The 24637-nt window shown below is 68.8% G+C and carries 31 protein-coding genes; 26 read left to right on the top strand and 5 right to left on the bottom strand.

The genetic code is table 11. The features are described from left to right. Window positions 1-101 precede the first annotated feature (101 nt). From KEC56_RS13295 to KEC56_RS13265, 7 genes are read left to right on the top strand one after another with little or no spacing between them, the layout of a single operon-like run. Complete coding sequence (locus KEC56_RS13295; RefSeq protein WP_227531316.1) at window positions 102-1244, top strand: TadA family conjugal transfer-associated ATPase; 1143 nt, start codon at window positions 102-104, stop codon at window positions 1242-1244. After that, window positions 1241-2101, top strand: a complete 861-nt coding sequence (locus KEC56_RS13290) for a type II secretion system F family protein (RefSeq protein WP_227531315.1) — start codon at window positions 1241-1243, stop codon at window positions 2099-2101. The genes KEC56_RS13295 and KEC56_RS13290 overlap by 4 nt, the downstream gene beginning before the upstream one ends. Beyond that, a complete protein-coding gene (locus KEC56_RS13285) occupies window positions 2098-3039 on the top strand; it encodes a type II secretion system F family protein (protein ID WP_227531314.1) in 942 nt (313 codons plus the stop codon). The genes KEC56_RS13290 and KEC56_RS13285 overlap by 4 nt, the downstream gene beginning before the upstream one ends. A 35-nt stretch (window positions 3040-3074) precedes the next feature. Continuing rightward, complete coding sequence (locus tag KEC56_RS13280; RefSeq protein ID WP_227531313.1) at window positions 3075-3272, top strand: hypothetical protein; 198 nt, start codon at window positions 3075-3077, stop codon at window positions 3270-3272. A gap of 1 nt (window position 3273) precedes the next feature. Continuing rightward, a complete protein-coding gene (locus tag KEC56_RS13275) occupies window positions 3274-3675 on the top strand; it encodes a TadE/TadG family type IV pilus assembly protein (protein WP_175987405.1) in 402 nt (133 codons plus the stop codon). After that, window positions 3668-4099: a TadE family protein gene (locus KEC56_RS13270; RefSeq protein WP_227531312.1), complete on the top strand. Its 432-nt coding sequence runs from the start codon at window positions 3668-3670 to the stop codon at window positions 4097-4099. The genes KEC56_RS13275 and KEC56_RS13270 overlap by 8 nt, the downstream gene beginning before the upstream one ends. Further along, the gene (locus KEC56_RS13265; protein ID WP_227531311.1) at window positions 4096-4515 is read left to right on the top strand and encodes a pilus assembly protein TadG-related protein; all 420 of its coding nucleotides are present in this window, start codon (window positions 4096-4098) and stop codon (window positions 4513-4515) included. Before KEC56_RS13270 ends, KEC56_RS13265 begins: the two co-directional genes overlap by 4 nt. A gap of 23 nt (window positions 4516-4538) precedes the next feature. Here the strand turns inward: KEC56_RS13265 and KEC56_RS13260 are convergent, their stop codons facing one another. Continuing rightward, a complete protein-coding gene (locus tag KEC56_RS13260; RefSeq protein ID WP_227531338.1) occupies window positions 4539-5762 on the bottom strand; it encodes an MFS transporter in 1224 nt (407 codons plus the stop codon). Window positions 5763-5826: 64 nt separating this feature from the next. Beyond that, window positions 5827-6621 (bottom strand): endo alpha-1,4 polygalactosaminidase, encoded by a 795-nt coding sequence (locus KEC56_RS13255; protein ID WP_227531310.1) that lies wholly within the window; start codon window positions 6619-6621, stop codon window positions 5827-5829. A gap of 45 nt (window positions 6622-6666) precedes the next feature. On the opposite strand from KEC56_RS13255, the gene prfB reads away from it, so the two are divergent. From prfB to smpB, 4 genes are all read left to right on the top strand, one after another. After that, window positions 6667-7779 (top strand): peptide chain release factor 2, encoded by a 1113-nt coding sequence (prfB, locus tag KEC56_RS13250; protein ID WP_227531309.1) that lies wholly within the window; start codon window positions 6667-6669, stop codon window positions 7777-7779. A 69-nt stretch (window positions 7780-7848) separates the two neighbouring features. Then, window positions 7849-8823 carry a cell division ATP-binding protein FtsE gene (ftsE, locus tag KEC56_RS13245; RefSeq protein ID WP_175987413.1) on the top strand — a complete coding sequence of 325 codons (975 nt, stop codon included), beginning with the start codon at window positions 7849-7851 and terminating at the stop codon, window positions 8821-8823. Further along, the gene (gene ftsX / locus KEC56_RS13240) at window positions 8820-9737 is read left to right on the top strand and encodes a permease-like cell division protein FtsX (RefSeq protein WP_175987414.1); all 918 of its coding nucleotides are present in this window, start codon (window positions 8820-8822) and stop codon (window positions 9735-9737) included. Before ftsE ends, ftsX begins: the two co-directional genes overlap by 4 nt. Window positions 9738-9796: 59 nt before the next feature. Further along, complete coding sequence (smpB, locus tag KEC56_RS13235) at window positions 9797-10273, top strand: SsrA-binding protein SmpB (RefSeq protein WP_227531308.1); 477 nt, start codon at window positions 9797-9799, stop codon at window positions 10271-10273. Window position 10274: 1 nt separating this feature from the next. On the opposite strand, the gene KEC56_RS13230 is transcribed toward smpB, so the two are convergent. Next, window positions 10275-12146, bottom strand: coding sequence for a S9 family peptidase (locus tag KEC56_RS13230; protein ID WP_227531307.1), 1872 nt, complete (start codon window positions 12144-12146; stop codon window positions 10275-10277). Between the two features lie 115 nt (window positions 12147-12261). Continuing rightward, window positions 12262-12948, bottom strand: coding sequence for a transcriptional repressor LexA (gene lexA / locus KEC56_RS13225; protein WP_175987420.1), 687 nt, complete (start codon window positions 12946-12948; stop codon window positions 12262-12264). Between the two features lie 260 nt (window positions 12949-13208). Here lexA and KEC56_RS13220 point away from each other — a divergent pair, with 260 nt between their 5' ends. From KEC56_RS13220 to KEC56_RS13190, 7 genes are all read left to right on the top strand, one after another. Next, window positions 13209-13571 carry a LysM peptidoglycan-binding domain-containing protein gene (locus KEC56_RS13220; RefSeq protein ID WP_175987422.1) on the top strand — a complete coding sequence of 121 codons (363 nt, stop codon included), beginning with the start codon at window positions 13209-13211 and terminating at the stop codon, window positions 13569-13571. A 22-nt stretch (window positions 13572-13593) separates the two neighbouring features. Continuing rightward, the gene (locus KEC56_RS13215; protein ID WP_227531306.1) at window positions 13594-14679 is read left to right on the top strand and encodes a histidinol-phosphate transaminase; all 1086 of its coding nucleotides are present in this window, start codon (window positions 13594-13596) and stop codon (window positions 14677-14679) included. Continuing rightward, window positions 14676-15281: an imidazoleglycerol-phosphate dehydratase HisB gene (gene hisB / locus KEC56_RS13210; protein ID WP_227531305.1), complete on the top strand. Its 606-nt coding sequence runs from the start codon at window positions 14676-14678 to the stop codon at window positions 15279-15281. Before KEC56_RS13215 ends, hisB begins: the two co-directional genes overlap by 4 nt. Further along, complete coding sequence (gene hisH, locus KEC56_RS13205; RefSeq protein WP_227531304.1) at window positions 15278-15910, top strand: imidazole glycerol phosphate synthase subunit HisH; 633 nt, start codon at window positions 15278-15280, stop codon at window positions 15908-15910. The genes hisB and hisH overlap by 4 nt, the downstream gene beginning before the upstream one ends. Before the next feature lie 84 nt (window positions 15911-15994). Beyond that, the gene (gene priA / locus KEC56_RS13200; protein ID WP_227531303.1) at window positions 15995-16741 is read left to right on the top strand and encodes a bifunctional 1-(5-phosphoribosyl)-5-((5-phosphoribosylamino)methylideneamino)imidazole-4-carboxamide isomerase/phosphoribosylanthranilate isomerase PriA; all 747 of its coding nucleotides are present in this window, start codon (window positions 15995-15997) and stop codon (window positions 16739-16741) included. Continuing rightward, window positions 16725-17513 (top strand): SseB family protein, encoded by a 789-nt coding sequence (locus tag KEC56_RS13195; RefSeq protein WP_227531302.1) that lies wholly within the window; start codon window positions 16725-16727, stop codon window positions 17511-17513. Before priA ends, KEC56_RS13195 begins: the two co-directional genes overlap by 17 nt. A 117-nt stretch (window positions 17514-17630) precedes the next feature. After that, window positions 17631-18392, top strand: coding sequence for a DUF3626 domain-containing protein (locus tag KEC56_RS13190; RefSeq protein WP_227531301.1), 762 nt, complete (start codon window positions 17631-17633; stop codon window positions 18390-18392). On the opposite strand, the gene KEC56_RS13185 is transcribed toward KEC56_RS13190, so the two are convergent. Next, entirely contained in the window at window positions 18385-18777 is a 393-nt protein-coding gene (locus KEC56_RS13185; protein ID WP_175987434.1) for a DUF1844 domain-containing protein, read from the bottom strand. The two genes, KEC56_RS13190 and KEC56_RS13185, sit on opposite strands and share 8 nt — an antisense overlap. A gap of 233 nt (window positions 18778-19010) precedes the next feature. Here KEC56_RS13185 and infC point away from each other — a divergent pair, with 233 nt between their 5' ends. The 8 genes from infC (at window position 19011) to KEC56_RS13145 (ending at window position 24625) form a co-directional block, all read left to right on the top strand. Continuing rightward, entirely contained in the window at window positions 19011-19643 is a 633-nt protein-coding gene (gene infC, locus KEC56_RS13180; RefSeq protein ID WP_227531337.1) for a translation initiation factor IF-3, read from the top strand. A gap of 68 nt (window positions 19644-19711) precedes the next feature. Then, window positions 19712-19909 (top strand): 50S ribosomal protein L35, encoded by a 198-nt coding sequence (gene rpmI, locus KEC56_RS13175; RefSeq protein ID WP_175987436.1) that lies wholly within the window; start codon window positions 19712-19714, stop codon window positions 19907-19909. Window positions 19910-19940: 31 nt separating this feature from the next. After that, on the top strand, window positions 19941-20327 hold the full coding sequence (gene rplT, locus KEC56_RS13170; protein WP_175987438.1) for a 50S ribosomal protein L20: 387 nt from the start codon (window positions 19941-19943) through the stop codon (window positions 20325-20327). 80 nt (window positions 20328-20407) lie between these two features. Then, window positions 20408-21220 (top strand): TrmH family RNA methyltransferase, encoded by an 813-nt coding sequence (locus KEC56_RS13165; RefSeq protein WP_227531300.1) that lies wholly within the window; start codon window positions 20408-20410, stop codon window positions 21218-21220. A gap of 81 nt (window positions 21221-21301) precedes the next feature. Continuing rightward, the gene (locus KEC56_RS13160; protein WP_175987442.1) at window positions 21302-22051 is read left to right on the top strand and encodes an amino acid ABC transporter ATP-binding protein; all 750 of its coding nucleotides are present in this window, start codon (window positions 21302-21304) and stop codon (window positions 22049-22051) included. A 50-nt stretch (window positions 22052-22101) separates the two neighbouring features. After that, window positions 22102-23013 carry a glutamate ABC transporter substrate-binding protein gene (locus KEC56_RS13155; RefSeq protein WP_175987444.1) on the top strand — a complete coding sequence of 304 codons (912 nt, stop codon included), beginning with the start codon at window positions 22102-22104 and terminating at the stop codon, window positions 23011-23013. A 65-nt stretch (window positions 23014-23078) separates the two neighbouring features. After that, a complete protein-coding gene (locus KEC56_RS13150) occupies window positions 23079-23735 on the top strand; it encodes an amino acid ABC transporter permease (protein WP_175987446.1) in 657 nt (218 codons plus the stop codon). Further along, window positions 23732-24625 (top strand): amino acid ABC transporter permease, encoded by an 894-nt coding sequence (locus KEC56_RS13145; protein ID WP_175987448.1) that lies wholly within the window; start codon window positions 23732-23734, stop codon window positions 24623-24625. The genes KEC56_RS13150 and KEC56_RS13145 overlap by 4 nt, the downstream gene beginning before the upstream one ends. Window positions 24626-24637 lie beyond the last annotated feature (12 nt).

Genomic DNA, 24637 nt, shown 5'->3' with positions numbered 1-24637 from the left:
GCCGGTCAGCAGGGAATTCCGGCCACGCGGTTCCGGGAAACCCGAATCGAGCCTGTGGATAACTTTCACGGCCGATTCGGGATTCTTGCGAGGATGCCGGGGTGAGCCAGCCGTCCCTCGTCGTCGCCGAACGCGTGCGCCGTCGTCTGCGCGCCGAACGCACCGATCCCGCGCTCGCCCCCGACGAGGCCAGACGCATCGCGCAGGCCGAGGTCCGCCGCCACAACGACCTCGCGCTGTCGCGCGGCGACGCGATGATCGACGACGAATCGGCGCTGGTGCGCGACGTGCTGGCGTCGGTCAGCGGATTCGGCGTTCTGCAGCCGCTGCTGGACGATCCGACGATCGAGGAGATCTGGCTCAACGGTCCTGATCGCGTCTACGTGGCTCGGGGCGGCGTCTCGGAGCGCATCGAGCTGGGGCTCACCGATGCCGTGCTGCGCGACCTCGTCGAGCGGATGCTGCAGTCCACCGGCCGTCGCGTCGACATCAGCCAGCCGTTCGTCGACGCATCGCTGCCGGACGGATCGAGGCTCCACGTCGCGATCGCGGATGTCGTCCGCGGGTCGTGGGCCGTGAACATCCGCAAGTTCCTGCCCGGCTACCGCAGCCTGGAGGCGCTCGTCGAGCTCGGCACGATGCCGGCCGACGTCGCCGAGCTGCTGCGGCGGGCGATGCGCGACGGATCCAGCGTCATCGTCTCGGGCGCGACCCACGCGGGCAAGACGACGCTCCTGGGAGCGCTGCTGGCCTCGTGCGCCGACGCGCAGCGCATCGTCACGGTGGAGGAGACCTTCGAGCTCGCCGTCGACGGCCCGGATCTCGTCGCCCTTCAGGGGCGTCAGGCGAGCCTGGAGGGAACGGGCGAGATCACCCTGCGCCGACTGGTCAAGGAGGCGCTGCGCATGCGGCCCGACCGGCTCGTGGTCGGCGAGGTGCGCGACGCCGAGGCGCTCGACCTCGTCCTCGCACTGAACACGGGCGTGCCCGGCGCGGGGACGGTGCACGCGAACTCGGCGGTCGAGGCGCTCGAGAAGCTCACCCTTCTGCCGCTGCTGGCCGGGCGCAACATCGATCGCTCCTTCATCGCTCCCGCGCTGGCGACCTCGGTCTCGCTGGTCGTGCACTGCGCTCGGGACGCCGCCGGCGCCCGATTCGTGCAGGAGGTCGTCGCACCCACGGGCGCGGTGGTCGAGGGGCGGATCATCACGCGGTCCGTCTACCGCCGGGAGCCGGGCGCATGACACTGCTGATGGGAGCGCTGCTGGCGGCGGGAGTCCTGCTGTGCGCGTCGCCCTGTCTGTGGCCGGCGCGCGAGCGGGTCGAGCGGACCGGACGCCGCGACGACCACCTGACCCGTCTCATCGAGGAGGCGGGGCTGGCGTCCGTTGAGCGGCACAAGGTGCTCGCGGTCATCGTCACGCTCGCACTGATCGCCGCCGCGGCCGTGTGGCTGCTCACCGGCATCCCGGTACTGGTGCTGCTCGCGGCGATCGCTGCCGGTGCCCCCCCGGTCGCGTACCTCCGAGCCCGACGCCTGCGCCTGCTGAAGGCGCGCAGGCAGATGTGGCCGGACGTGTGCGATCTGCTCGTGGCGGCGATCAGGGTCGGGCTCTCGCTCCCCGACGCCGTCGCGAGCCTTGCCGAGTCCGCGCCCACCGCGGTCCGGCCCGCGTTCGTCGTCTTCGCCAGGGACCTCCGAGCGACCGGTCGATTCGATAGCAGCATCGAACGGCTCAAGACGACGCTCGCCGATCCCATAGCCGACCGCATCATCGAGGCGCTGAAGATGACGAGGCAGGTCGGCGGCAGCGAGCTCACCGGGGTGCTGAGAGCATTGTCGTCCTCGGTGCGCGCGGATGCTGCGCTGCGCGGCGAGGTCGAGGCGAAGCAGTCGTGGATCCGCGGGGCCGCCGTGCTCGGCGTGATCGCGCCCTGGGTCATCCTGCTCCTGCTCGCGCTGCGCCCGGAAGGCGCCCAGGCCTATGCGAGTCCGGAGGGCGTCATGGTCATCGTCGCCGGGGCTGTCGTCTCGGTCATCGCCTTCCGCATCATGATCCGGATCGGGCGTCTGCCTGAGCCGCGGCGGTGGTTCGCATGAGCATCGTGACGGATGCCGCGACGGCGATCCTGCTCGGGGGTCTGCTGGGCGCAGGGATCATCTGCATCCTCATGGCGGCCCCGCGCTGGCGAGCCGCCTCGCTGACCGCGCGCATCGCTCCCTACGTGCGCGACGCGGTGGACGACGCCGCTCTGCCCGCGGGTGTCCTTCCCGTCACCGGCATCCTGCCGGTCGGCGGGACGGGGACCATCGGTCAGCGGCTGCGCACCCGCCTCCTGCACGGCATCGGCGACACCGAGGCGCTCGCGCACCGGCTGGCGCAGGCGGGCTCCGACGCTCAGCCGGCGGCGTTCCGTGCGCGGCAGCTGGGGTGCGCGCTCGGAGGATTCGGGCTGGGGAGCGCACTCGTCATCGTCCTGGCCACCACGGGGCGGATGACACCGGCTGCCGCTGTCCTTCCGATCATCCTCGCCCTGGGCGCGGCGATCGCCGTGGACATGCTGTTGACTGCGCGCGTCAGGTCGCGCCTCGCTCGACTGAGCGACGAGCTGCCGACGATGCTGGAGTTCCTCGCGCTGTGCCTGTCCGCCGGCGAGGGGTTCCTGGACGCTCTGCGGCGGGTCGCTGCGATCGGATCCGGCGAGCTGACGCAGGAGCTGCGGCAGGTCGTGCTCGCCGTCGGGACCGGATCTCCGCTGGCCGACGCGCTCGGCGAAATGGCGTCGCGCCTCCGCCAACCGGGACTCTCCCGGGCGGTCGACCAGATCGTCGCGGCGCTCGAGCACGGCGCCCCGCTCGCGGCGGTCCTGCACGCGCAGGCCGCCGATGCGCGCGAGGACGCCAAGCGGACGCTGATCGAGCAGGCCGGTCGCCGCGAGATCTTGATGATGCTGCCCCTCGTCTTTCTGATCCTCCCGCTCAGCGTTCTGTTCGCCGTGTTCCCCGGCATGTTCATCCTCCAGCTCGGCCTCGGCTGACGGCCAGAACGACCGACCCCATGAAAGGACGAATGATGAAGCGAGTACGAACCTGGTGGGCGCAGCTCACCGTCGACGCGCGCGATCTCGCGGAGGACGACCGCGGAGACGTGCCCGGCTGGGTGCTGGTGACGCTGATGACCGCAGGACTGGTCGTGCTGATCTGGGCGGTCGCCGGTCCTGCGCTGACCGGACTGTTCGAGCAGGCGATCTCGCGGGTCTCCGGGCTCTGAGATGCTCCGGTGGGCGGATGCGGGCGAGGATCGCGGGTCGAGTCCCGTCGACTTCGTGCTCGTCGGCGCCCTGCTGACCGCTCTCACGCTCGCCGTGCTCCAGCTCGGGTTCGCCGTATACGTCCGCAACGTCGTCCACGATGCCGCCGTGGAGGGCGCCCACTACGCGGCCCTCGCCGACACCACGCTCGACGACGGAGCCGAGCGCACCCGGCTGGCGATCTCCCGTGCCGTGGGCGATGCCTTCACCGGCGACATCGTCGTGTCGCAGAGCGACCGGCTCGGGCATCCCACCGCCGTCGTCACCGTCCGCACGACGCTGCCGATCATCGGTCTGATCGGCGTCCCGTACGCGTTGGAGGTGGATGCCGATGCGCCGATGGAGTCGCTGGGGGATGAATGACGAGGGGTCGGCGGCGCTCGAGTTCATCACGGTCGGGGTGATCCTCCTCGTCCCGCTCGCCTACCTCATCATCACGCTCGGCACCGTGCAGCAGGCGATGCTGGGCGCTGAGGCGGCCTCGCGGCACACGGCGCGTGTGATCGGCCAGGCCGAGAACGCGACGGATGCCGCCGACCGGGGCGATGCCGTGCTCGCCAGCGTCATCGACGAATACGACCTGAACGCCGCCGACGTCGACGTGTCGGTGACCTGCACACCGGCCGGAGCGGAATGCCCGCGCTCGGGGGCGACGGTCGTCGTCACCGTCAGCACCCGCGTCTCGCTGCCGTTCGTACCCGAGATCTTCGGGCTCGACCGCGCGACGCAGATCCCGCTCGAGGCCGCGGCGACGCAGAAGGTCTCGCGCCTGTGGGGCGAGCGATGACGGCCCGTGAGCAGCAGGACGACGACGGCAGCATCCTCCCGCTGCTCCTCGGCTACGTCGTGCTCGCGCTCGCCGTGGTCTTCGTCTGCACCTGCGCCACCGATCTCTACATCGCGCAGAAGCGACTGGATTCGCTTGCGGATGCCGCAGCGCTCGCGGGGGCCGACGGTTTCACGCTCGTCGTCGAGGACGAGAGCGTCCGAGCCGAGCTCACGGACGACGGCGTGCATGAGCAGGCCGCGGCGGTCGTGGGAGCGATGTCCTCCGGCGCGCAACTGGTGTCGGCATCCGCGCCGGACGGCGTCTCGGCCCGCGTGACCGTCGCGGCAACCTGGCATCCGCCGCTGGTGTCGGCCTTCGTTCCGGACGGCGTGCCGCTCGAGGCGACCGCGACGAGTCGCACCGCTCTGCGTTAGTCGGGCGCCCCCCTGGCGGGGAGTCAGGCGGGCGGGCCCTGGCGGGGACTGAACCGCGGGATCCAGCGGATGAACCCGAGCGCGCCGAGGAGCCCGACGGCCCCCATCAGGGCCGCTGCCACCGACAGCGACGCGATCGCGGTCACCCCCGACACGATCAGCGGCGCTGCGGCGCCTCCGGCATCGGTCAGCGTGCGCCACGATCCGAGGAACGGAGCAGGGTCCTGCTTCGGGGCGACATCCGCACCGAGGGTGAGCAGGATGCCGCTGGAGAGCCCGTTGCCGACGCCGAGCACGGCGGCCAGCATCCCGAACCACAGCACCGCGGCCTCGCCGTCGTGCGTGAGCGACAGCACGAGGAACCCGGCGCCCATCAGCACCATGGCGGGCATCGCCGCCCAGAGCCTGCCGAACCGGTCCATCACCTGGCCGCTGGCGTAGAACAGGGCGAAGTCGATCGCCCCGGACACGCCGACGACCAACGCGATCGTCTGGGCGTCGAGCCCGAGCGACACGCCCCACAGCGGAAGCACGACCTGGCGTGCCGAGCGCACCGCCGACAGCGACGCCGCGGCGAGTCCCAGTCGCCCCAGCACACCGCGGAAGCGCCACATCGTGCGGAAGATCCCGACCCGCTCGACTGTCGGGATGGAGCCGCTCACCGCCTCGCCGGAGTCCTCGACGAGAGGGGAGGAGCTCGGCAAGGGAGCGTGGGTCTTCTCCGGGTCCGGCCCGAACAGCACGAGCACGACCATCACCACCAGGCACGCCATGAAGAACCAGATCGCGGCCTGCTCCGTGCCGAACAGCAGCAGAAGACCGGCCGTCACGAACGGGCCGACGAAGACGCCGAGGCGGAAGCTCCCGCCCAGCAGCGAGAGGGCACGGGCGCGGAACGCCAGCGGAACACGTGTCGTCATGAACGCGTGCCTGGCCAGGCCGAAGGCGGCGGCGCAGAACCCCAGCAGGAAGACGGATGCCGCGAAGACCGCGATGACCGGCGCGAACGCCATTCCGGCAACGGCGATCATCGAGATGACGCCGGCGATCACCATCGTGAAGCGCTCGCCGATGCGGGCGACGGCCCACCCGGCGGGAAGGTTGCCGCACAACTGCCCGACGACGAGGGCGGAGGCCACGAGCGCCGCCGCGGCTACGTCAGCGCCCATGTTCGCCGCGATCACCGGGATCAGCGGGAGAACGGCGCCCTCGCCCATCGAGAAGAGGATGGTGGGCAGATACACCATCGGCCCGAACTGCCTCAGGACGGTGGATGCACTGCTCACCCCGCCACGCTACTCCCGCCCACGGTCAGCACGTTCCGCGCACGTACGCGCTGTCGCCGGGGCGCGTCAGATCGCGGTCGCGGACGATCGCAGCCCGCGGCGTGCCGGGCCGTGCGCACAGCACCTCGAACGACTCCGGCAGGTTGTCGGTGTACTCGATGTCGAGCACCGTGGCATAGACATCGGTATACGCCGTGCACTCCCCGTACGCCGCGCACTCCTCGGCGACCGCGAAGTCGAAACCGGCATCGTCGCGGAGGGCGAGGGCATGCTCGGCGGCATTCTTCTGCGCCGCCGCGAGACCGGAGGCGTGCGCGATGTCGACGAGTTCCTTCGCGACCGCGACGGCATCCTCCTGGCTCAACGCGCCGTTCGAACGGGTGAACGAGTCGAGGTTGTCGAACTCCACCGCGTCGAAGCCGTCGGCGGCGCAACCGTGGACCCATCCGCCGATGCGGTCGACGACGACGGCGGCGCCCTCGGGGTCGGCGATGTCGAGCAGCACTTCATCGGGCCAGTCCGGATCGACGATGCGGACCCCGGAACCGTCCGTCAGCAGCGCCGTCTCCGGCCACGCGGCCTCATCGCCCGGCTGCGTCTGGAATGCGTTCACGTAGCAGACCGAGTACAGATCGGGATGCGGCGACGTGGTGCGGTCGCGGACGACGATCTCGACCCCGGCAGCCGGCTCGTACGCGCCGCCGAGCTGATAGTCGAACGCGGCATCCGGTGGCGGAGGGACAGGTTCCGCTGCACCGTTCGCGCATCCCGTGAGCAGGACGGCGAGGATCGCCGGCACCGGCCATGTTCGACTGCGCACACCTCAGGCTATCCGCCCGGCTCCGGCACGGTAGGCTGAAGCGTCATGCTCGAACTCGATCTCTCCGCCGAAATCCAGGCGCTCAGGCACACATACGGCGACATCAGCGAGGTCGTCGATGTCGACCGGCTCCAGGCCGACATCGCGCGGCTCAGCGAGGAGGCCGGCGCCCCGGACCTCTGGGACGACCCCGAGAAGGCCCAGAAGGTCACCAGCGCGCTCAGCCACAAGCAGGCCGACCTCAAGCGGGTGAGCGAGATCGGGCAGCGTCTCGACGACCTCGAGGTGCTCGTGGACCTCGCCAACGAGATGGAGGACGAAGACTCCGCCGCCGAGGCGCGTGCCGAGCTCGCCGCGCTCACCGACGTCATGAACCAGCTCGAGGTGCAGACGCTGCTGGACGGCGAGTACGACGAGCGCAGCGCCATCGTCACCATCCGGTCCGGCGCCGGCGGCGACGACGCCACCGACTTCGCCGAGATGCTCATGCGCATGTACCTGCGCTGGGCGGAGAAGCACGGCTACCCCGTGAAGGTCATGGACACCTCCTACGCCGAGGGCGCGGGCATCAAGTCGACGACGTTCGAGGTCGAGGCCCCGTACGCGTTCGGCACTCTCTCGGTCGAAGCGGGCACGCACCGCCTGGCCCGCATCAGCCCGTTCGGCTCCGCCGACAAGCGCCAGACCAGCTTCGCCGCGGTCGAGGTCATCCCGCTGATGGAAGAGGCGACCGAGGTCGACATCCCCGAGAACGACATCCGGGTCGACGTCTTCCGCTCCTCGGGCCCCGGCGGCCAGTCGGTCAACACGACGGACTCCGCCGTGCGCATCACCCACCTGCCGACCGGCATCGTCGTGTCGATGCAGAACGAGAAGTCGCAGATCCAGAACCGCGCCGCCGCCATGCGCGTGCTCCAGACCCGCCTCCTGCTGCTGCAGAAGGAGGAGGAGGCCGCGAAGAAGAAGGAGCTCGCCGGAAACATCACGGCGAGCTGGGGCGACCAGATGCGCTCGTACTTCCTCTACGGCCAGCAGCTCGTGAAGGACCTGCGCACCGGACACGAGTCCGGCAACCCGGCCGCGGTCTTCGACGGCGACCTGGACGACTTCATCTCGGCCGGCATCCGCTGGCGCAAGCGTCCCGACGACGACGACTGATCCGGCGCACCCGTGTGACCGGGTGTCGCTCGCGGTCACACGTGAACCCGCGCTTAGGCTCGTAGGGCCATGATTCGGTTCGAGAACGTCACCAAGCGCTACCGCGGTACGAAGAGACCGGCCCTCGCCGGGGTCGACTTCGAAGTCGAGCGGGGCGAGTTCGTCTTCCTCGTCGGAGCATCCGGGTCGGGCAAGTCGTCCTGTCTCCGCCTGATCCTCCGCGAGGACGTCCCCACCACCGGCCGCGTCGCCGTCCTCGGCCGCGACCTGCGCAGCCTCGCCAACCGGAAGGTCCCGTACTTCCGCCGTCACATCGGCTCGGTCTTCCAGGACTTCAGACTCCTGTCGACCAAGACCGTCTTCCAGAACGTCGCCTTCACCCTGCAGGTCACCGGTTCCTCGCGCGGATTCGTGCAGCAGGCGGTTCCCGAGGCCCTGGCTCTGGTGGGGCTGGACGGCAAGGAGAAGCGAATGCCGCACGAGCTCTCCGGCGGCGAGCAGCAGCGCGTCGCGATCGCGCGCGCGCTGGTGAACCGTCCGCAGGTGCTCCTCGCCGATGAGCCGACGGGCAACCTCGACCCTGCGACGTCGGTCGACATCATGCAGCTGCTGGCCCGCATCAACGCCGGCGGAACCACCGTGCTCATGGCCACGCACGAGGCCGCGTTCGTCGACCAGATGCAGCGCCGCGTGATCGAGCTGCGCGACGGCGAGATGGTGCGCGACGAGACGCGCGGCGGCTACGGCGACCGGTCGATGATCCCGCAACTGGTGCCGCAGGAGGAGCGCGGAGCCGCCGCCACCGCCGCCTTCACCGCCGTCCAGGAAGTCCAACGCGAGACCGAGTCGCTCGAGCCCCTCACCGCCGAGATGATCGCCTCCATGAAGGCGGAGCGCGACGCCGCGGCCCCGGAGGCCGCGCCTGCGGTAACCCGGACGCATCCGATCGTGCTGCCCGAGGTCGACGTCGCCGAGCTCGGCGTCGCCGACCGGCTCGGCCTGTCCGCCGCGGACGATGACGACGAAGTGGGGCCGACCTCGTGAGAGTGGGACTGATCCTGATGGAGGCCCTCGGGGGCCTTCGTCGCAACATCTCGATGGTGATCTCCGTCGTGCTCGTCACGTTCGTGTCGCTGACGTTCGTGGGAGCTGCGATCCTCATGCAGGGCCAGATCAGCACGATGCGCGACTACTGGACCGAGCGCGCCCAGGTCGCCGTCTACATGTGCTCCTCCGTGTCGGACACGCAGGAGACTTGCATCGACGGCGAGGCGACGCAGGACCAGATCGAGCAGGTGCGCGCCGAGCTGGAGGGCCCGGCGCTGAACGCGCTGATCTCCGAGGTGCGCTTCGAGACGAAGGCCGAGGCCTACGCGAAGCTCGTCGATCAGCTCGGCGACGAGCAGGCCAGCGTCCTTACCGAGGACCAGATGTTCGACAGCTTCTGGATCACCCTGAAGGATCCGAGTCAGTCGCAGGTCATCGTCGAGGCCTTCAGCGGCGTGAACGGCGTCGAGGAGGTGCTGGATCAGCTGCAGTACCTCGATCCGCTGTTCTCCGCCCTGACGGTGGCGACCTACATCGCCGTCGGCATCGCCGTGCTCATGCTCATCGCCGCCGTGCTGCTCATCGCCACGACCATCCGCCTGTCGGCCTACGCCAGACGCAAGGAGATCGGGATCATGCGCCTGGTCGGCGCATCCAACCGGTTCATCCAGACGCCGTTCGTGCTCGAAGGCGTGTTCGCCGCCTTCCTCGGGTCGGCGCTTGCGAGCGCTGCCGTGATCGCCGGAATGCACTTCGGCGTCGAGGGATACCTCAAGGGCCGCGTGCCGTTCATCACGACCTGGGTGAGCATGCAGGACGCCCTCGTGGTCGTCCCGATCCTCATCGTGATCGGCGTCGTGCTCGCCGCGCTGTCTGCCGGGTTCGCGATCCGTCGCTGGCTGCGCACCTGACGTCCTCGCTGTTGTAGGGTTGAAGGCTGGCCGTACGACAGGATGCACAGGAGAGAACCATGCCAAGGGAACGCGGGGAGAAGGTCATTGCGACCAATCGCCGTGCCCGTCACGACTACACCATCGAGAAGTCGTACGAGGCAGGGCTCGTGCTCACGGGCACCGAAGTGAAGTCGCTGCGCCAGGGGCGCGCGAACCTGTCCGACGGATACGCGTACATCAAGGGCAACGAGATCTTCCTCGACGCCGTGCACATCCCGGAGTATTCGCAGGGGCACTGGACGAATCATTCGGCCAAGCGCATCCGCAAGCTCCTGATGCACCGCGAGGAGATCCAGAAGCTCGAGCACGCCGTCTCGGCCGGCGGCTACACCCTCGTGCCGTTGAAGCTGTATTTCCTCGACGGCCGCGCGAAGGTCGAGATCGCCCTTGCGAAGGGCAAGCGCGAGTACGACAAGCGCCAGACCCTGCGGGAGCGTCAGGACACCCGCGAGGCCGAGCGCGCCATGCGGCTGCGCAACCGCATGGGGGACTAGCTCAGTCGGCGAATCCGAACGCCCGGCCCAGGAACGCCAGTTCGCGCTCGAGGGCGTCGACGATCGTCTCCGCGCGCCGGAAGCCGTGGCCCTCGCCGGGGTACAGCACGTACTCGTGCGCGATGCCGCGCGCAGCCAGGGCGTCGCGGATCGCCTCCGACTGCGATGGCGGGACCACCAGGTCGTCCGCGCCCTGCAGCAGCAGCACCGGCACATCGATGCGGTCGGCGTGCGTGAGAGGTGAGCGATCGATGTAGATCTGCTCGCTCTCGGGCAACGGGCCGACGAGCCCGTCGATGTAGTGCCGTTCGAAGTCGTGCGAGTCCTGAGCCAGCATCCGCAGGTCGGTGACCCCGTAGCGGCTGATGCCGGCGGCGAACACGCCGCCGCGGACAAGGGCCGACAGCACCGTCCATCCGCCTGCCGAGCTGCCGCGGATCGCGATGCGCGAGGGATCGGCGCGTCCGGATTCGGCGAGCCCGCGCGCCGCCGCGAGCACGTCGTCGACGTCGACCACACCCCACTGCTCGTCGAGACGCTCGCGGTAGTCGCGGCCGTAGCCGGTCGATCCGCCGTAGTTCACGTCGAGCACGCCGATGCCGCGACTCGTGTAGAACGCGATGGCGGCGGATGCCGCGCCGGCGACGTGCGCTGTCGGGCCGCCGTGCACGAACACGATGTAGGGCGGCAGCTCGCCGTCGGGTGCGGACACCAGCGGGTTAGCGGGTGCGTAGTCGAACGCGTGCACGGGGCCGTGCGCTCCGTCGATCGTGAGCTGCGTTGCGGGCGGCATCCAGTCGGCGTCCGCCGGGCCCCCGCCGCGGACGCGAGTCACCTCGCCGGAGTCGACGTCCACGCACCACAGGCCGGCGTTCACGGCGGATCCTCCACCCGAGAGCAGCACGCGCGAGCCGGCGACGTCGTCGACGCTGACGTGCGCGGTGGCAGGAACATCGAGCGCGCGCGTGGTACCGTCGCGGTCGATCACGACGACCTCGTCGGAGCCGTTCGTCCGGACCGCGACGATCCTCCCGTCCGCCAGCGGCTGGTACCAGCGGTTCCCGAGCACCCACAGTCCGTACCCGGTGTCGGCGCCGGCCGGCGCGATCTGCTCGGGATCGGATGCCTGGATGCCATCGAGGCGCAAACGGTGCAGCCCCCAGCGCCCTGACGGGTCGTCGGCGTAGAGCAACTCCGCGTCGCCGACCCACTCGGGCTGGAGCGCCGCACGCGTGCGGATGCTCGCGAACGAATCGTCGCCGACCGTCGTGACACGGAGCCAGGCCGACTGCCACGGCATCCGTCGCCCCGACCACTCGACCCAGGCGATGCGGGTGGCGTCCGGCGAGAGCGCCGGATGCGCGAAGAACGCCGTCCCCTGGATGTGCACATGCACGGCCGAGCCGTCGTCTGCCGCCGATCCGTCGGTCGGGATCTCGATGATCGCGCGACGGTGCGGCACTGCTGCGAGATCCTCGCGGATCGCCAGCAGGCGGCCGTTCTGCAGTCGCAACCCGCCGTGGTTCGGTCCGCGGCCCGCCGCGCCGGCGGGCGTGAGCGGAGTCGGGTCCCCGCCGCGCGGCATCCGGTGCACCCGTTGATCCTGGCCATCGACGAAGTACAGCGTGCCGTCTGCATCCGCTGTCCAGGCGCCGCCGCCGTACTCGTGCACGCGCGACCGTGCGCTCCACGGGGCAGGCAGCAGCACTTCGCCGCTCGAACTGCGGACCGTGACGCGACCGCCTTCGGCGGGAACCGACTCGCCCCACCAGATCTCATCCCCGACGAATCGCGCGCCGTCGATGCGCGGTGCGGATGCGGCGATGCTCGAGGCGGTGAACGGCGACGGCCAGGTTCCGTACGGCTGAGGCATGACTCGAGCCTATGCGGCACTGCCGACGCCGGCATACGAGAGCCGATAACGCAGAAACCGCCCTCCCGGATGCCGGGGAAGAGCGGTTTCCGCGTTGTCGAAGGATGCCGGGGCGTCAGACCGCGCGGAGCACCGCCACGACCTTGCCGAGGACGACGGCATCGTCGCCGAGGATCGGCTCGAAGGAGCTGTTGCGGGGGAGCAGCCAGGTGTGGCCGTCACGCTGGCGGAAGGTCTTGACCGTCGCTTCGCCGTCGAGCATCGCCGCGACGATCTCGCCGTTCTCCGCAGTGTTCTGGGTGCGGACGACGACCCAGTCGCCGTCGCAGATCGCTGCATCGATCATCGATTCTCCGGAGACCTTGAGCATGAACAGGTCACCCTTGCCGACGAGCTGACGGGGGAGGGGGAAGATCTCCTCGACCTGCTGCTCGGCCGTGATCGGAACGCCCGCCGCGATCTGCCCGACGAGGGGAACCATCGCCGCGTCCCCCACCGGTGTGACCGAATCGGCCGGATTCTCGCCGCTCGTGCCGGGAAGGTCGATGAGCACCTCCATGGCGCGCGTCTTGCCCGGGTCGCGGCGGAGGTAGCCGCTCAGCTCGAGCTGGCCCAGCTGGTGGGTGACGCTGGAGAGCGACTTCAGACCGACCGCGTCCCCGATCTCGCGCATGCTCGGCGGATAGCCGTGAGTGGCGATCGACGTCTGGATCACTTCGAGGATGGCCATCTGCTTGGCGCTGAGGTTCTTGCGCCGACGGGTGCGAGGAGTCTCGGCTTCGATGGCGGAGGTGTCGCTCATGGTGCTCCTTCGTGCGCGATTCCGGGGGTGCTCTTCGAATGTCGGTGGCCCGTGGTGGGGTGTCGATATCGAAACCGTATCCGAGAAACACCGCGATTCGGAAGATCTGTTCGAGCGTGTCGCCCGTTTCCCGCACGAGGTTTCGAAGAAATCTTGACAGATGTTCGAATTCGAAGATAGATTCGGTACGTAGCTTCGCATTCATCGCTCCCGGCCGAGCGGTGAATGCGAACGCTACGCCAGAGGCAGAGGAGAATCCCATGAGCACCATCAGCATCGCAGCCCCGGCAGTCCGCACCGTCCGTCCCTCGACGCGACTGCGACTGACCGTGCGCGGGCGTCGCGTTCTGCTGGGCCTCGCCGCACTCCCGCTCGCAGCAGGCATCGCCTTCGCGGCCCTCGGCGGCGGCGCCGCCGTCGCCTCCGGCGAGTCCGTGCCCACGGCGAGCTTCGAGACGGTCACGGTCATGCCCGGTGACACTCTGTGGTCGATCGCCGAGTCCGTGGCGCCGAACGCCGACCCGCGCTCGGTGATCCACCAGATCGAGAGTCTCAACGCCCTGGGCGCGTCCTCGCTCCAGGTCGGGCAGGAGCTCGCCATCCCGGCCGAGTACGTCGACTGATCCCACCGTTAGCATGGGGAGTGTGACTGCTTCCCTCGGCGATCTGCCTCTCCGCGACGATCTTCGCGGCCTCACACCCTACGGAGCGCCGCAGGCCCCGTTGCCGGTCGCGCTGAACGTGAATGAGAACACCCACCCCGTCCCCGACGAGGTGGCGAGCGACATCCTCGACGACATCGCCGTGGCGCTGCGCGAGGTGAACCGCTATCCCGATCGGGAGTTCACGTCGCTGCGCGAGGCGTTCGCGGACTACCTCGGGCACGGGCTCGAGCCCGGCCAGATCTGGGCCGGCAACGGATCGAACGAGGTCCTGCAGCACATCATGCAGGCTTTCGGAGGCCCTGGCCGAACGGTCTTCGGATTCGCACCCACCTACTCGATGTACCCGTTGATCGCGCAGGGAACCGGCGCGCAGTGGGTCGCGGGGCAGCGCGAAGCCGACTACACGATCACGGCGGAAGAGGCCGCTGCGCAGGTGGAGCAGGCGGACCCCGACATCGTCATGCTGTGCTCGCCGAACAACCCCACCGGCACACCGCTCCGCCTCGACGTCGTCGAAGCGGTCTACGAAGCCGCGCGCGGCATCGTGGTCGTCGACGAGGCCTACCAGGAGTTCGCGCCTCGGGATGCATCGTCGGCGCTCACGCTTCTCGACGGACGCCCACGGCTGGCCGTGTCGCGGACGATGAGCAAGGCGTTCGCCTTCGCCGGTGCGCGGGTCGGGTATCTCGCCGCAGACCCGGCGTTCATCGACGCCCTGCGTCTGGTGAGACTTCCGTATCACCTGAGCGCCCTGACCCAGGCGGCGGCCGTCGCCGCCCTCCGCAACGCGGACACCATGCTCGGTATGGTCGACGAGATCGTGGAGCAGCGCGATCGGATCACCGCGACGCTCGAGGCGCTGGGGTATCAGCCTCACGAATCGTGGTCGAACTTCGTGCTTTTCGGCGGCGTGGCAGATCCCCGCGCGACGTTCGAGGCTCTGTATGCCCGCGGCGTTCTCGTCCGCGACGTGGGCATCCCGCACCACCTGCGCGTGACAGCGGGGACCGAGGCCGAGACGACGGCGTTCCTCGACGCTCTGGCGTCGATAGACTCGGGCGCATGAGCGCCTCCCGCACCGCGTCGCGTACCCGCAGCACGTCCGAGTCGACCGTCGAGCTCGAGCTGAACCTCGATGGCACAGGGCAGAGCCGCATCGACACGTCGGTGCCGTTCTTCGACCACATGCTGACGGCGTTCGCGAAGCACTCGCTCACAGATCTCACCGTCCGCGCCTCCGGCGACACGCACATCGACGCCCACCACACGGTCGAGGACGTGTCCATCGTCCTCGGTCAGGCGATCCTCGAGGCGCTCGGCGAGAAGTCGGGCATCTCGCGCTACGGAGACGCGCTCGTCCCTCTCGATGAGGCGCTCGCACAGGCGGTCGTCGACATCAGCGGCCGTCCGTACCTCGTGCACACCGGCGAGCCCGATGGTTTCGAGCACCACCTCATCGGCGGCCACTTCACGGGTTCGCTCGTGCGGCACGCGTTCGAGGCGATCTCGGTGGGCGCCGGACTCACCGTGCACGTGCGCGTGCTCGGTGGTCGTGACCCGCACCACATCGCCGAGGCCGAGTTCAAGGCCTTCGCCCGCGCCTTCCGGCAGGCCAAGGCGCTCGATCCCCTCGTCGACGGCATCCCCTCCACCAAGGGCGCGCTGTGACGCGCAGCGTCGTCGTCTACGACTACGGCTCCGGCAACGTCCACTCCGCGGTCAAGGCGCTCGCGGCCGCCGGCGCGGATGCCACATTGACGGGCGACCGCACCGCGGCGCTCGAAGCGGACGGGCTGCTCGTCCCCGGCGTCGGCGCATTCGCCGCTGTTCGCGCCGCGCTGCGCGAGCAGGGCGGGGACGAGGTCATCGAGCGGCGTCTGGCAGGCGGACGGCCGGTGCTCGGCGTCTGCGTGGGCATGCAGGTGCTGTTCGCGCACGGCGTCGAACGCGGGCAGGACGTCGAAGGTCTGGGTGAGTGGCCGGGTGCGGTCACGGAGCTCAACGCTCCGGTGCTTCCCCACATGGGCTGGAACACCGTGACCCCCGACGAGGGCAGCGTGCTGTTCCGCGGCATCGAGGAGGAGCGGTTCTACTTCGTGCACTCGTACGCCGCGCAGAAGTGGGAACTCGAAGTCATTCCGCCGTTTCCGCAGCCGGCGCTCACCTGGACCACGTACGGCGAGCCGTTCCTCGCGGCGGTCGAGAACGGACCTCTGTCGGCCACCCAGTTCCACCCCGAGAAGTCGGGGGAGGCGGGCATCCGCCTGCTGCGGAACTGGGTCGAGAGCCTTCCGTGACGTCGACGTTTTGATCACGGGATCGAGGCGGACTACTCTCGGACATCGTGTCGATGATCGGCACTGCACCCACCCGAGGATGACATGAACGACTTCGCGTCCACCCCCAAGCTCACCCTTCTGCCGGCCGTCGACGTCGCCGGCGGCAAGGCGGTCCGCCTGACACAGGGCGAGGCCGGGTCCGAGACCAGCTACGGCGACCCGCTGGCTGCGGCAGGGGAGTGGGTCGACCAGGGCGCGGAGTGGATCCACCTCGTCGACCTCGACGCGGCCTTCGGACGCGGCAGCAACGCCGCGATCCTCCGCAAGGTCATCAAGCAGCACCGCGACGTGAACGTCGAGCTCTCCGGCGGCATCCGCGACGACGCGAGCCTCGAGGCCGCTCTCGAGAGCGGCGCTGCGCGCATCAACCTCGGCACCGCCGCTCTGGAGAACCCGGAGTGGGCGGCGGACGTCATCAGCCGCTACGGCGAGGCGGTCGCGGTCGGTCTCGACGTGCGCGGCACGACGCTCGCCGCGCGCGGCTGGACGAAGGAGGGCGGTGACCTCTGGGAGGTGCTCGCCCGCCTCGAGGACGCCGGATGCAGCCGCTACGTCGTCACCGACGTGACCAAGGACGGCACCCTGCGGGGTCCGAACATCGAGCTCCTGCGCGAGATCACCTCGCGCACGCCGAAGCCCGTCGTCGCCTCCGGCGGCATCTCGAGCCTGGACGACATTGCCGCTCTCCGCGAGCTGGTGCCCCTGGGCGTCGAGGGTGCGATCGTCGGCAAGGCGCTGTACGCGGGAGCGTTCACGCTGGCTGAGGCGCTGGATGTCGCCGGCGACTGACGACGCCTGCGACCACGGGCATGCCGCAGACTCCGCAGGCGTCCCGTGGGAGGGCCGCAGCTTCGAAGCGAACCCGCACGCAGCCGACGACGGCTCGGCCGATCCCGCCCTGCTCGACGCCCTGCTCCGCTTCCGCGCGGGAGCGGGCAGTCAAACCGAGGTCGTCGATGCGCTGCGTTCGGCCCGCGTCCTCATCCCGCTGATCGCGGAGAAGGGCGAGGAGGGCACCGCCCCCAGCGGCCTCGCCGTCGACAAGACGCAGGAGCTGTCGATCGTCACGGTCGCCGCCCCGGACGGACGCAAGGTGCAACCGGTGTTCTCGTCGGTGCAGGCGATGCAGACCTGGGATGCGTCGGCGCGTCCGATCCCGGTCGAGGCTGTGCGCGCGGCGCTGGCCGCATCCGCGGAGGACACCGACCTGATCGTTCTCGACCCCACGTCGGAGACGGAGTTCGTCGTCCGTCGCCCCGCGGTCTGGGCGATCGCGCAAGGGCACGCATGGGAGCCGAGCTTCCTCTCGCCCGAGGTGTTCACGGCGCTGCAGGAGAGCATCGCGCATGAGCTCGCCGTCATCGACGTCGCCGTGGCACCAGGCGACCCGGACGCACGCCTGCGCGGACCCGAGCTCGTCGTGATCCTCGATCTCGTCGACGGGCTCGAGCGCGAGGTGCTCGATGCCGTGCTGGCCCGCCTGGCTCAGCGCTGGGCCGCGGACGACCGCATCGCCGTCCTCGCAGATTCACTCACGGTCAAGCTCCGCCGCGCTCCCTGAACGCTGCTGCCTGAACCGCGCCCGCGAGAATTCCGTTGCGCGGCGAGAATGCGCGTGGCAACAGGATTCTCGCCGGGCAAGGCGATTCTCGAGTGCGCGGATCACTAGGCTCACAGCATGTCGCTGACCGTGAACGTCCACTTCCACCCGGATTGGCCGTTTCTCGACGGGACAGTCTTGGATGCCATGGCCTCCGACGCCCGCTACCGCTCGCAGTTCGAGACCGGAACCTCGAACGGCGGGCTGACCGCATATCCCGGTGGCGACCGATGGGAGTGGGAGAGTCGCCTGTTCGCGGGCCGATACGACTTCGCCCCGGCGACGGACCGCCCGGTGTACGGGGCCCTCGACCTCGGTGATCCCTATGGTGCGGCGCCGCGCTTCGGATCCGCATTCCTCAGGCTCGACGAGCGGGCGGTGCGAAGCGCCACGTTCTGCTATCCCGACTCCGTGTTCGAGCCGGAGGGGGTCGCGACCGTCGACGGCGTGCCGGCACTGGTCGACCGGATGAAGGCGGGCGCGCCCGATCTGCTCGACCGCTACGTGGAGACCCACATCCACGGCGGCATCCGATTCTCCGACGGGGTCGAGGCGATCGTGCTCGATCCCTGCTTCGAGGGCACGCCTGTAGCGGATGCAGCGGCGAGGCTCGGGTGCGTCGTGGAGTTCCACCCCGGGTACCGCGTCGATACGGGTGACCTGGATCCGGAATACCGCGGGCCGGAACCCGTCGCACTGGCTCGATCGCTCGGCACCATACTCCGCCCCGACGTCATCGGAGCCGCAGCACGGTCACGACGCCACGATCCGCAGACGCTGAAGCGTGTATGGCACCTGCTCGCCCGGTTCGGGAGAGTGGCGGATGCCGGTTCTAGTTGACCGGCCCGGTCCACTTCTCGCCGGGACCCTTGCCGATCGGGTCGGGGATGGCGGATGCCTCGCGGAAGGCGAGCTGCAGAGAGCGCAGACCGTCGCGCAGCGACCGCGCGTGCATGTCGCTGATCTCGGGAGCGCCGGCGGTGATGAGCCCGGCGAGAGCGTTGATCAGCTTGCGCGCTTCGTCGAGGTCGAGCTGCGAGTCGGGGTCGTCCGCGAGCCCGAGCTTGACGGCGGCGGCGCTCATCAGGTGCACGGCGGTGGTGGTGATCACCTCGACCGCGGGCACGTCCGCAATATCGCGGGTGGCGGCCGATGCGGCCTCTTCCTGCTGCTCCCAGCGCTCGTTGCGGTCGTCGTGGCCATGATCGTGGGCCGGAATCGTCACTTCGCCTTGCCTTCTGTTAGACTTTGGCGGGCTCCGGAGCGAAATGCTCCGGATCGAAAGAGGATTCACTTCCCACCCGCGCTTGCCGTTCCAGGCTACCGGGTCTTGCGCTCCGCCGGTTCACGCCGGTAGATCGGACGATGTCCGGTGTTCAGGGTGCGAAGCCGACGTCTGAAATGTCGGCGGGTGGGGCAGTAACTCTTTTTTCGCAGTGCGTCGCAGAAAGCGTCGTACTGGCTGAATCCCCATCGTCTAAGGAGTTCCGCATCAGCGATCCCCGTACCAATGAGCGCATCCGCGTCCCCGAGGTCCGCCTCGTAGGCCCCGCGGGTGAGCAGATCGGCGTCGTCGCCATCCAGGTCGCGCTCCGCCTCGCGCAGGAAGCCGACCTCGATCTCGTCGAAGTCGCCCCGAACTCGAAGCCTCCCGTGGTCAAGATCATGGACTACGGCAAGTTCAAGTACGAGGCTGCCCAGAAGGCGAAGGAAGCCCGTCGCAACCAGGCGAACACGATCCTCAAGGAAGTCCGCTTCCGTCTGAAGATCGAGGCTCACGACTACACGACCAAGCTCAAGCGCGCCGAGGGCTTCCTCAAGGCCGGCGACAAGGTCAAGGCCATGATCCTGTTCCGCGGCCGCGAGCAGTCGCGCCCCGAGCAGGGTGTGCGGCTCCTCCGCAAGTTCGCCGAGGACGTCGCCGAGTTCGGCACGGTCGAGTCGAACCCGACCATCGACGGACGCAACATGGTCATGGTGATCGCACCGGTGAAGAACAAGTCCGAGGCGAAGGCCGAGCAGAACGCCGCGCGCGCCGCGAACAAGCAGGCCGCACGCGAAGCACGCACTGAGGACGCCCCGTCCGAGTGACCCGCAGACTCCCGCATCGCGCGGGTTGACACCGTCGCCTGAGAAGGCGCCATACGAAGGAAGAGAAGATGCCGAAGCAGAAGACCCACTCGGGTGCCAAGAAGCGCTTCAAGATCACCGGCAGCGGCAAGCTGAAGAAGCAGCAGGCCGGCATGCGCCACAACCTCGAGCACAAGTCGAGCCGTCGCACCCGCCGCCTCAACCAGGACCAGGTGCTGTCGGCCAACGACACCAAGGTCGCCAAGAAGCTCCTCGGCCGCGGCTGAGCGCCCGAAGCACGAATAGGAATACACGAAAATGGCAAGAGTCAAGAGGGCGGTAAACGCCCACAAGAAGCGTCGCGTCATCCTCGAGCGCGCCTCCGGCTACCGCGGTCAGCGTTCGCGCCTGTACCGCAAGGCCAAGGAGCAGGTCATCCACTCCCTGGTCTACTCGTACCGTGACCGTCGCAAGCGCAAGGGCGACTTCCGCCGCCTCTGGATCCAGCGCATCAACGCCGCTGCCCGCCAGAACGGCATCACGTACAACCGCTTCATCCAGGGTCTCGGCCTCGCCGGCGTCCAGGTCGACCGCCGCATGCTCGCCGAGCTCGCGGTCAACGAGCCGGCCACCTTCGCCTCGCTGGTCGCGACGGCCAAGGCTGCTCTGCCCTCGGACGTCAACGCTCCGAAGTCGGCTGCGTAAGCATCCTTCCTGGAACGGGCGCTCTCCTTCGGGGGAGCGCCCGTTCTTCTTTGCCGGGCGGTGTTCCCTAGACTGAACGCGTGCTCGAGAACCCCCGCTCCCCGCGTGTCAGAGCCGTGGCGAAGCTCACCAAGCGCAGTGCGCGCACCGACACCGGGCTCTTCCTCCTCGAGGGGCCGCAGGCCGTCCGCGAAGCGCTGGCCTATCGTCCGGATGCCGTCGTGGAGCTGTTCGCGACGCCGAACGCGTGGGATCGGCATCCTGATCTGCGTGCCGCGGCGACGCGCAACGGCGTGGATGCTGAGTTCGTCACCGAGTACGTGCTGGGTGCGATGGCGGATACCGTCACCCCGCAGGGCGTGATCGCCGTCGCCCGGCAGATCCCCATGTCGGTGCGCGACATCTTCGACTCGTCGCCGAGGCTGGTGGCGATCTGCGAGGAGATCCGCGACCCGGGGAATCTCGGGACGATCATCCGCGCCGCGGATGCCGCCGGTGCGGATGCCGTGGTGCTCACCGGCCGCACGGTCGACCCCTACAACCCGAAGGTCGTCCGCTCGACCACAGGTTCGCTGTTCCACCTGCCCGTCTCGGTCGGAGGCGACCTCGACGACGTCGTCGCACGTGCGCACGCGGCCGGCCTGAGCGTACTCGCGGCCGATGTGAAGGGCGCCGATCTGCTCGAGGCCCGGGCTGCCGGGGTGCTCGCGAAGCCCACCGCATGGCTGTTCGGCAACGAGGCGCACGGGCTCGAGGAGCACGCGCTCGACCTCGCCGACCACGTGCTGAAACTGCCGATCTTCGGCAAGGCGGAGTCGCTGAATCTCGCCACCGCCGCCAGCGTCTGCCTCTACGAGAGCGCCTTCACTCAGCGCGCCGCCGACGCGCCCTGACGCGTTTCGAGTCGGTTACAACTCGATAACCGGCGTGCGTGGCTGTTGGTTCGCAGCGTGCGGTGCTTCTAATGTGAACACATGACCGAGACTGGCACACCCCTTGTCGTCGTCGACAACGTTCAGAAGCACTACGGCGATTTCCAGGCGCTGACCGACATCGACCTCACGGTCAACACGGGCGAGGTCGTCGTCGTGATCGGGCCGTCGGGCTCGGGCAAGTCGACCCTGTGCCGCACGATCAACCGCCTCGAGACCATCACGAGCGGTGTGATCTCCATCGACGGCAAGGAGCTGCCGGCCGAGGGCAAGGGCCTCGCGCAGCTGCGCGCCGATGTCGGCATGGTCTTCCAGTCCTTCAATCTCTTCGCCCACCTCACGATCCTCGAGAACGTGACTCTGGGACCGATCAAAGTCCGCGGCATGAAGAAGGCCGATGCCGACAAGGAGGCCATGGCGCTCCTCGAGCGCGTCGGCGTCGCCCAGCAGGCGTCCAAGCTCCCCGCACAGCTCTCCGGCGGTCAGCAGCAGCGCGTCGCGATCGCCCGCGCGCTGGCCATGCATCCCAAGGTCATGCTCTTCGATGAGCCCACCAGCGCGCTCGACCCCGAGATGATCAACGAGGTCCTCGACGTCATGGTGCAGCTGGCGAAGGAGGGCATGACGATGATCGTCGTCACCCACGAGATGGGCTTCGCCCGCAAGGCCGCCGACCGCGTGGTGTTCATGGCCGACGGTCGCATCGTCGAAGAGGCGACACCCGAGGAGTTCTTCACCAACCCCAAGAGCGACCGCGCCAAGGACTTCCTCTCGAAGCTCCTCACGCACTGACTCTTCCCGACATACAGCACCTGAACACACAGCACACGAAGGAGACGCACATGCGACGCACACGGACACTGGCAGGGATCGGGATCGCGGCGACAGCGCTGCTCGCCCTCACCGCCTGCAACAGCGGCAGCCCGACCACCCCCGGCGGCGACGCCGGCGATGGTGCAGACGGCGGAGACGCCCCCGCGTACGAGGTCGCGACCGACGTCCAGCTCGAAGGAAGCCCGACGTTCGACGCCATGGTCGAGCGCGGCGGGCCCGTCATCGGTGTCAAGGAGGACCAGCCCAACCTCGGCTACCTCGACGCCACGACCAACGAGCGCAGCGGCTTCGACATCGAGATCGCGCGCTGGATCGCGGCATCCCTCGGGTTCGAGGAGAGCGACATCACGTACGAGCCGATCGCCTCCGCGAACCGCGAGCAGGCGCTCGTGAACGGCGACATCGACTACTACGTCGGCACCTACTCGATCACGGACAAGCGCAAGGAGCAGATCGACTTCGCAGGTCCCTACTTCGTCACCGGTCAGGGCTTCCTCGTCGCCGCCGACAGCGAGATGACCGAGGTCAAGGAGGTCTCCGACTTCAACGGCATGACCGTGTGCTCGGCGACCGGCTCCACGCCGATCCAGAACATCAAGGACAACTTCCCCGAGATCAAGACGGCTGAGTACGACATCTACTCCCAGTGCGTCGAGGACCTCATCAGCGGGAAGGTCGACGCGGTCACCACCGACGCTGCGATCCTCATCGGCTACGCCGCTCAGTACCCGGATGACGTGAAGGTTCTGGACGGTCTGTTCACCGAGGAGCGCTACGGCGTCGGCCTCCCGAAGGGCGACACCGTCCTGAAGGACCACATCAACACGCTGTTCACCGACGGCGGCGACACCTGGCAGGCGATCTTCGACGCGACCCTCGGTCAGTCGGGCATCGAAGTCGAGCAGCCGGCAGTCGACTGATCCATCACGGTGCGGGGCGGCTCGAGCAGCCGCTCCGCACCGTTTATCTGAGAAGGGGAGGGCGCGTGGACGCCATCTTCGGCAACCTCGACCTGTGGGGTCAGGGCATCACCTACACGCTGCTGGTGTTCTTCTTCGGCGGCATCATCGCGCTGGTGCTCGGCACCATCGTCGGCGCGATGCGCGTCTCGCCCGTCCCCGTCGCCCGCGCGGTCGGAACGGCGTACGTCACGCTCGTGCGCAACACCCCGCTCACCCTCGTCTTCTTCTTCTTCATCTTCGGATACAGCGCACTCGCCCTGCCTCCGCTCTCGAACCTCGTGCTCGGCATCTTCGCCATCGGCGTCTATACGGCCACGTACGTCGCCGAGACGCTGCGTGCCGGCATCAACACGGTGCCGGTGGGGCAGGCAGAGGCGGCCCGGGCGATCGGGCTGCCATTCGGTCAGGTCATGACGCAGGTCGTGCTGCCGCAGGCATTCCGCTCGGTCGTGCCGCCCATGATGAGCGTCTTCATCGCTCTGCTGAAGAACACGACCGTCGCCGCCGGATTCTCCATCGCGGTTCTTCCGCAGCTGCGATCCACGATCTCGGAGTCGCACACCCGGCCCGGCACACCGATGGAGGTGCTGCTGTGGGTCGCCCTCATCTTCGTCGCGCTCGTGATGCTGCTGACATGGCTGCAGCGAACGCTTGAGAACCGTTGGAGGATCGCACGATGAGTTCTGTGCTCTTCGACGTCCCCGGTCCTCGTGCCCGCCGTCGCAACATGATCCTCGCGGTCGTGACCGTCGTCGTCGTGGTCGCTGTCCTCGCCTTCGTCCTGTGGCGGTTGTCTCTGACCAACCAGTTCAGCGCGGCGAAGTGGAACGTGTTCACCTACACGGTCGTGTGGGAATCCATCGGGGCGATGCTGATGAACACGCTGCGCGCATTCGCCCTGGCGGCCGTGCTCAGCCTCGCGCTCGGATTCGTGCTGGCGATCGGACGCCTTTCGGATCACGCCTGGGTGCGCGTACCGGTGACCGTCGTGACCGAGTTCTTCCGGGCCGTCCCCGTGCTCGTCATGATGATGATCCTGTACTACGGTCTGCCGACGCTCGGTGTGAAGATGGAGCCGTACTGGGCTGTCGTGATCGCGCTGATGCTCTACAACGGCTCGGTGCTCGCCGAGGCGCTGCGCGCCGGCATCGAATCGCTGCCGCGCGGCCAGAAGGAGGCCGGCTTCGCGATCGGCCTCCGCAAGAGCGGTGTGATGACCCTGATTCTGCTGCCGCAGGCCGTGCGTGCGATGCTCCCCGTCATCGTGGCGCAGCTCGTCGTGACGATGAAGGACACCGCGCTCGGGTTCCTGATCACGTACCAGGAACTGCTGTACTACGCCAAGCTCCTCAGCACGCAGCCGGGCCGTCCCATCCTGCAGTCGGCGCTCGTCATCGGTGGCATCTACATCGTCATGTGTCTGATCCTCTCCGGCATCGCGAAGTGGGCCGAGATCAAGACCCGCCGCTCGCCGCGGATGAAGGCTCTGGCCGCGGATAACGCTGCGGTGATGCACGAAGGCACCGACACCGAGCTCATTGCCGCCCAGGCCCCGCCCAAGACCGACTGAGGCGCACGAGCG

This window comes from Microbacterium tenebrionis (assembly GCF_020682665.1).
GTDB lineage: Bacteria > Actinomycetota > Actinomycetes > Actinomycetales > Microbacteriaceae > Microbacterium > Microbacterium tenebrionis.
Note: the sequence above shows the minus strand (reverse complement) of the source record. Positions and strands in the feature narration are given on the sequence as shown.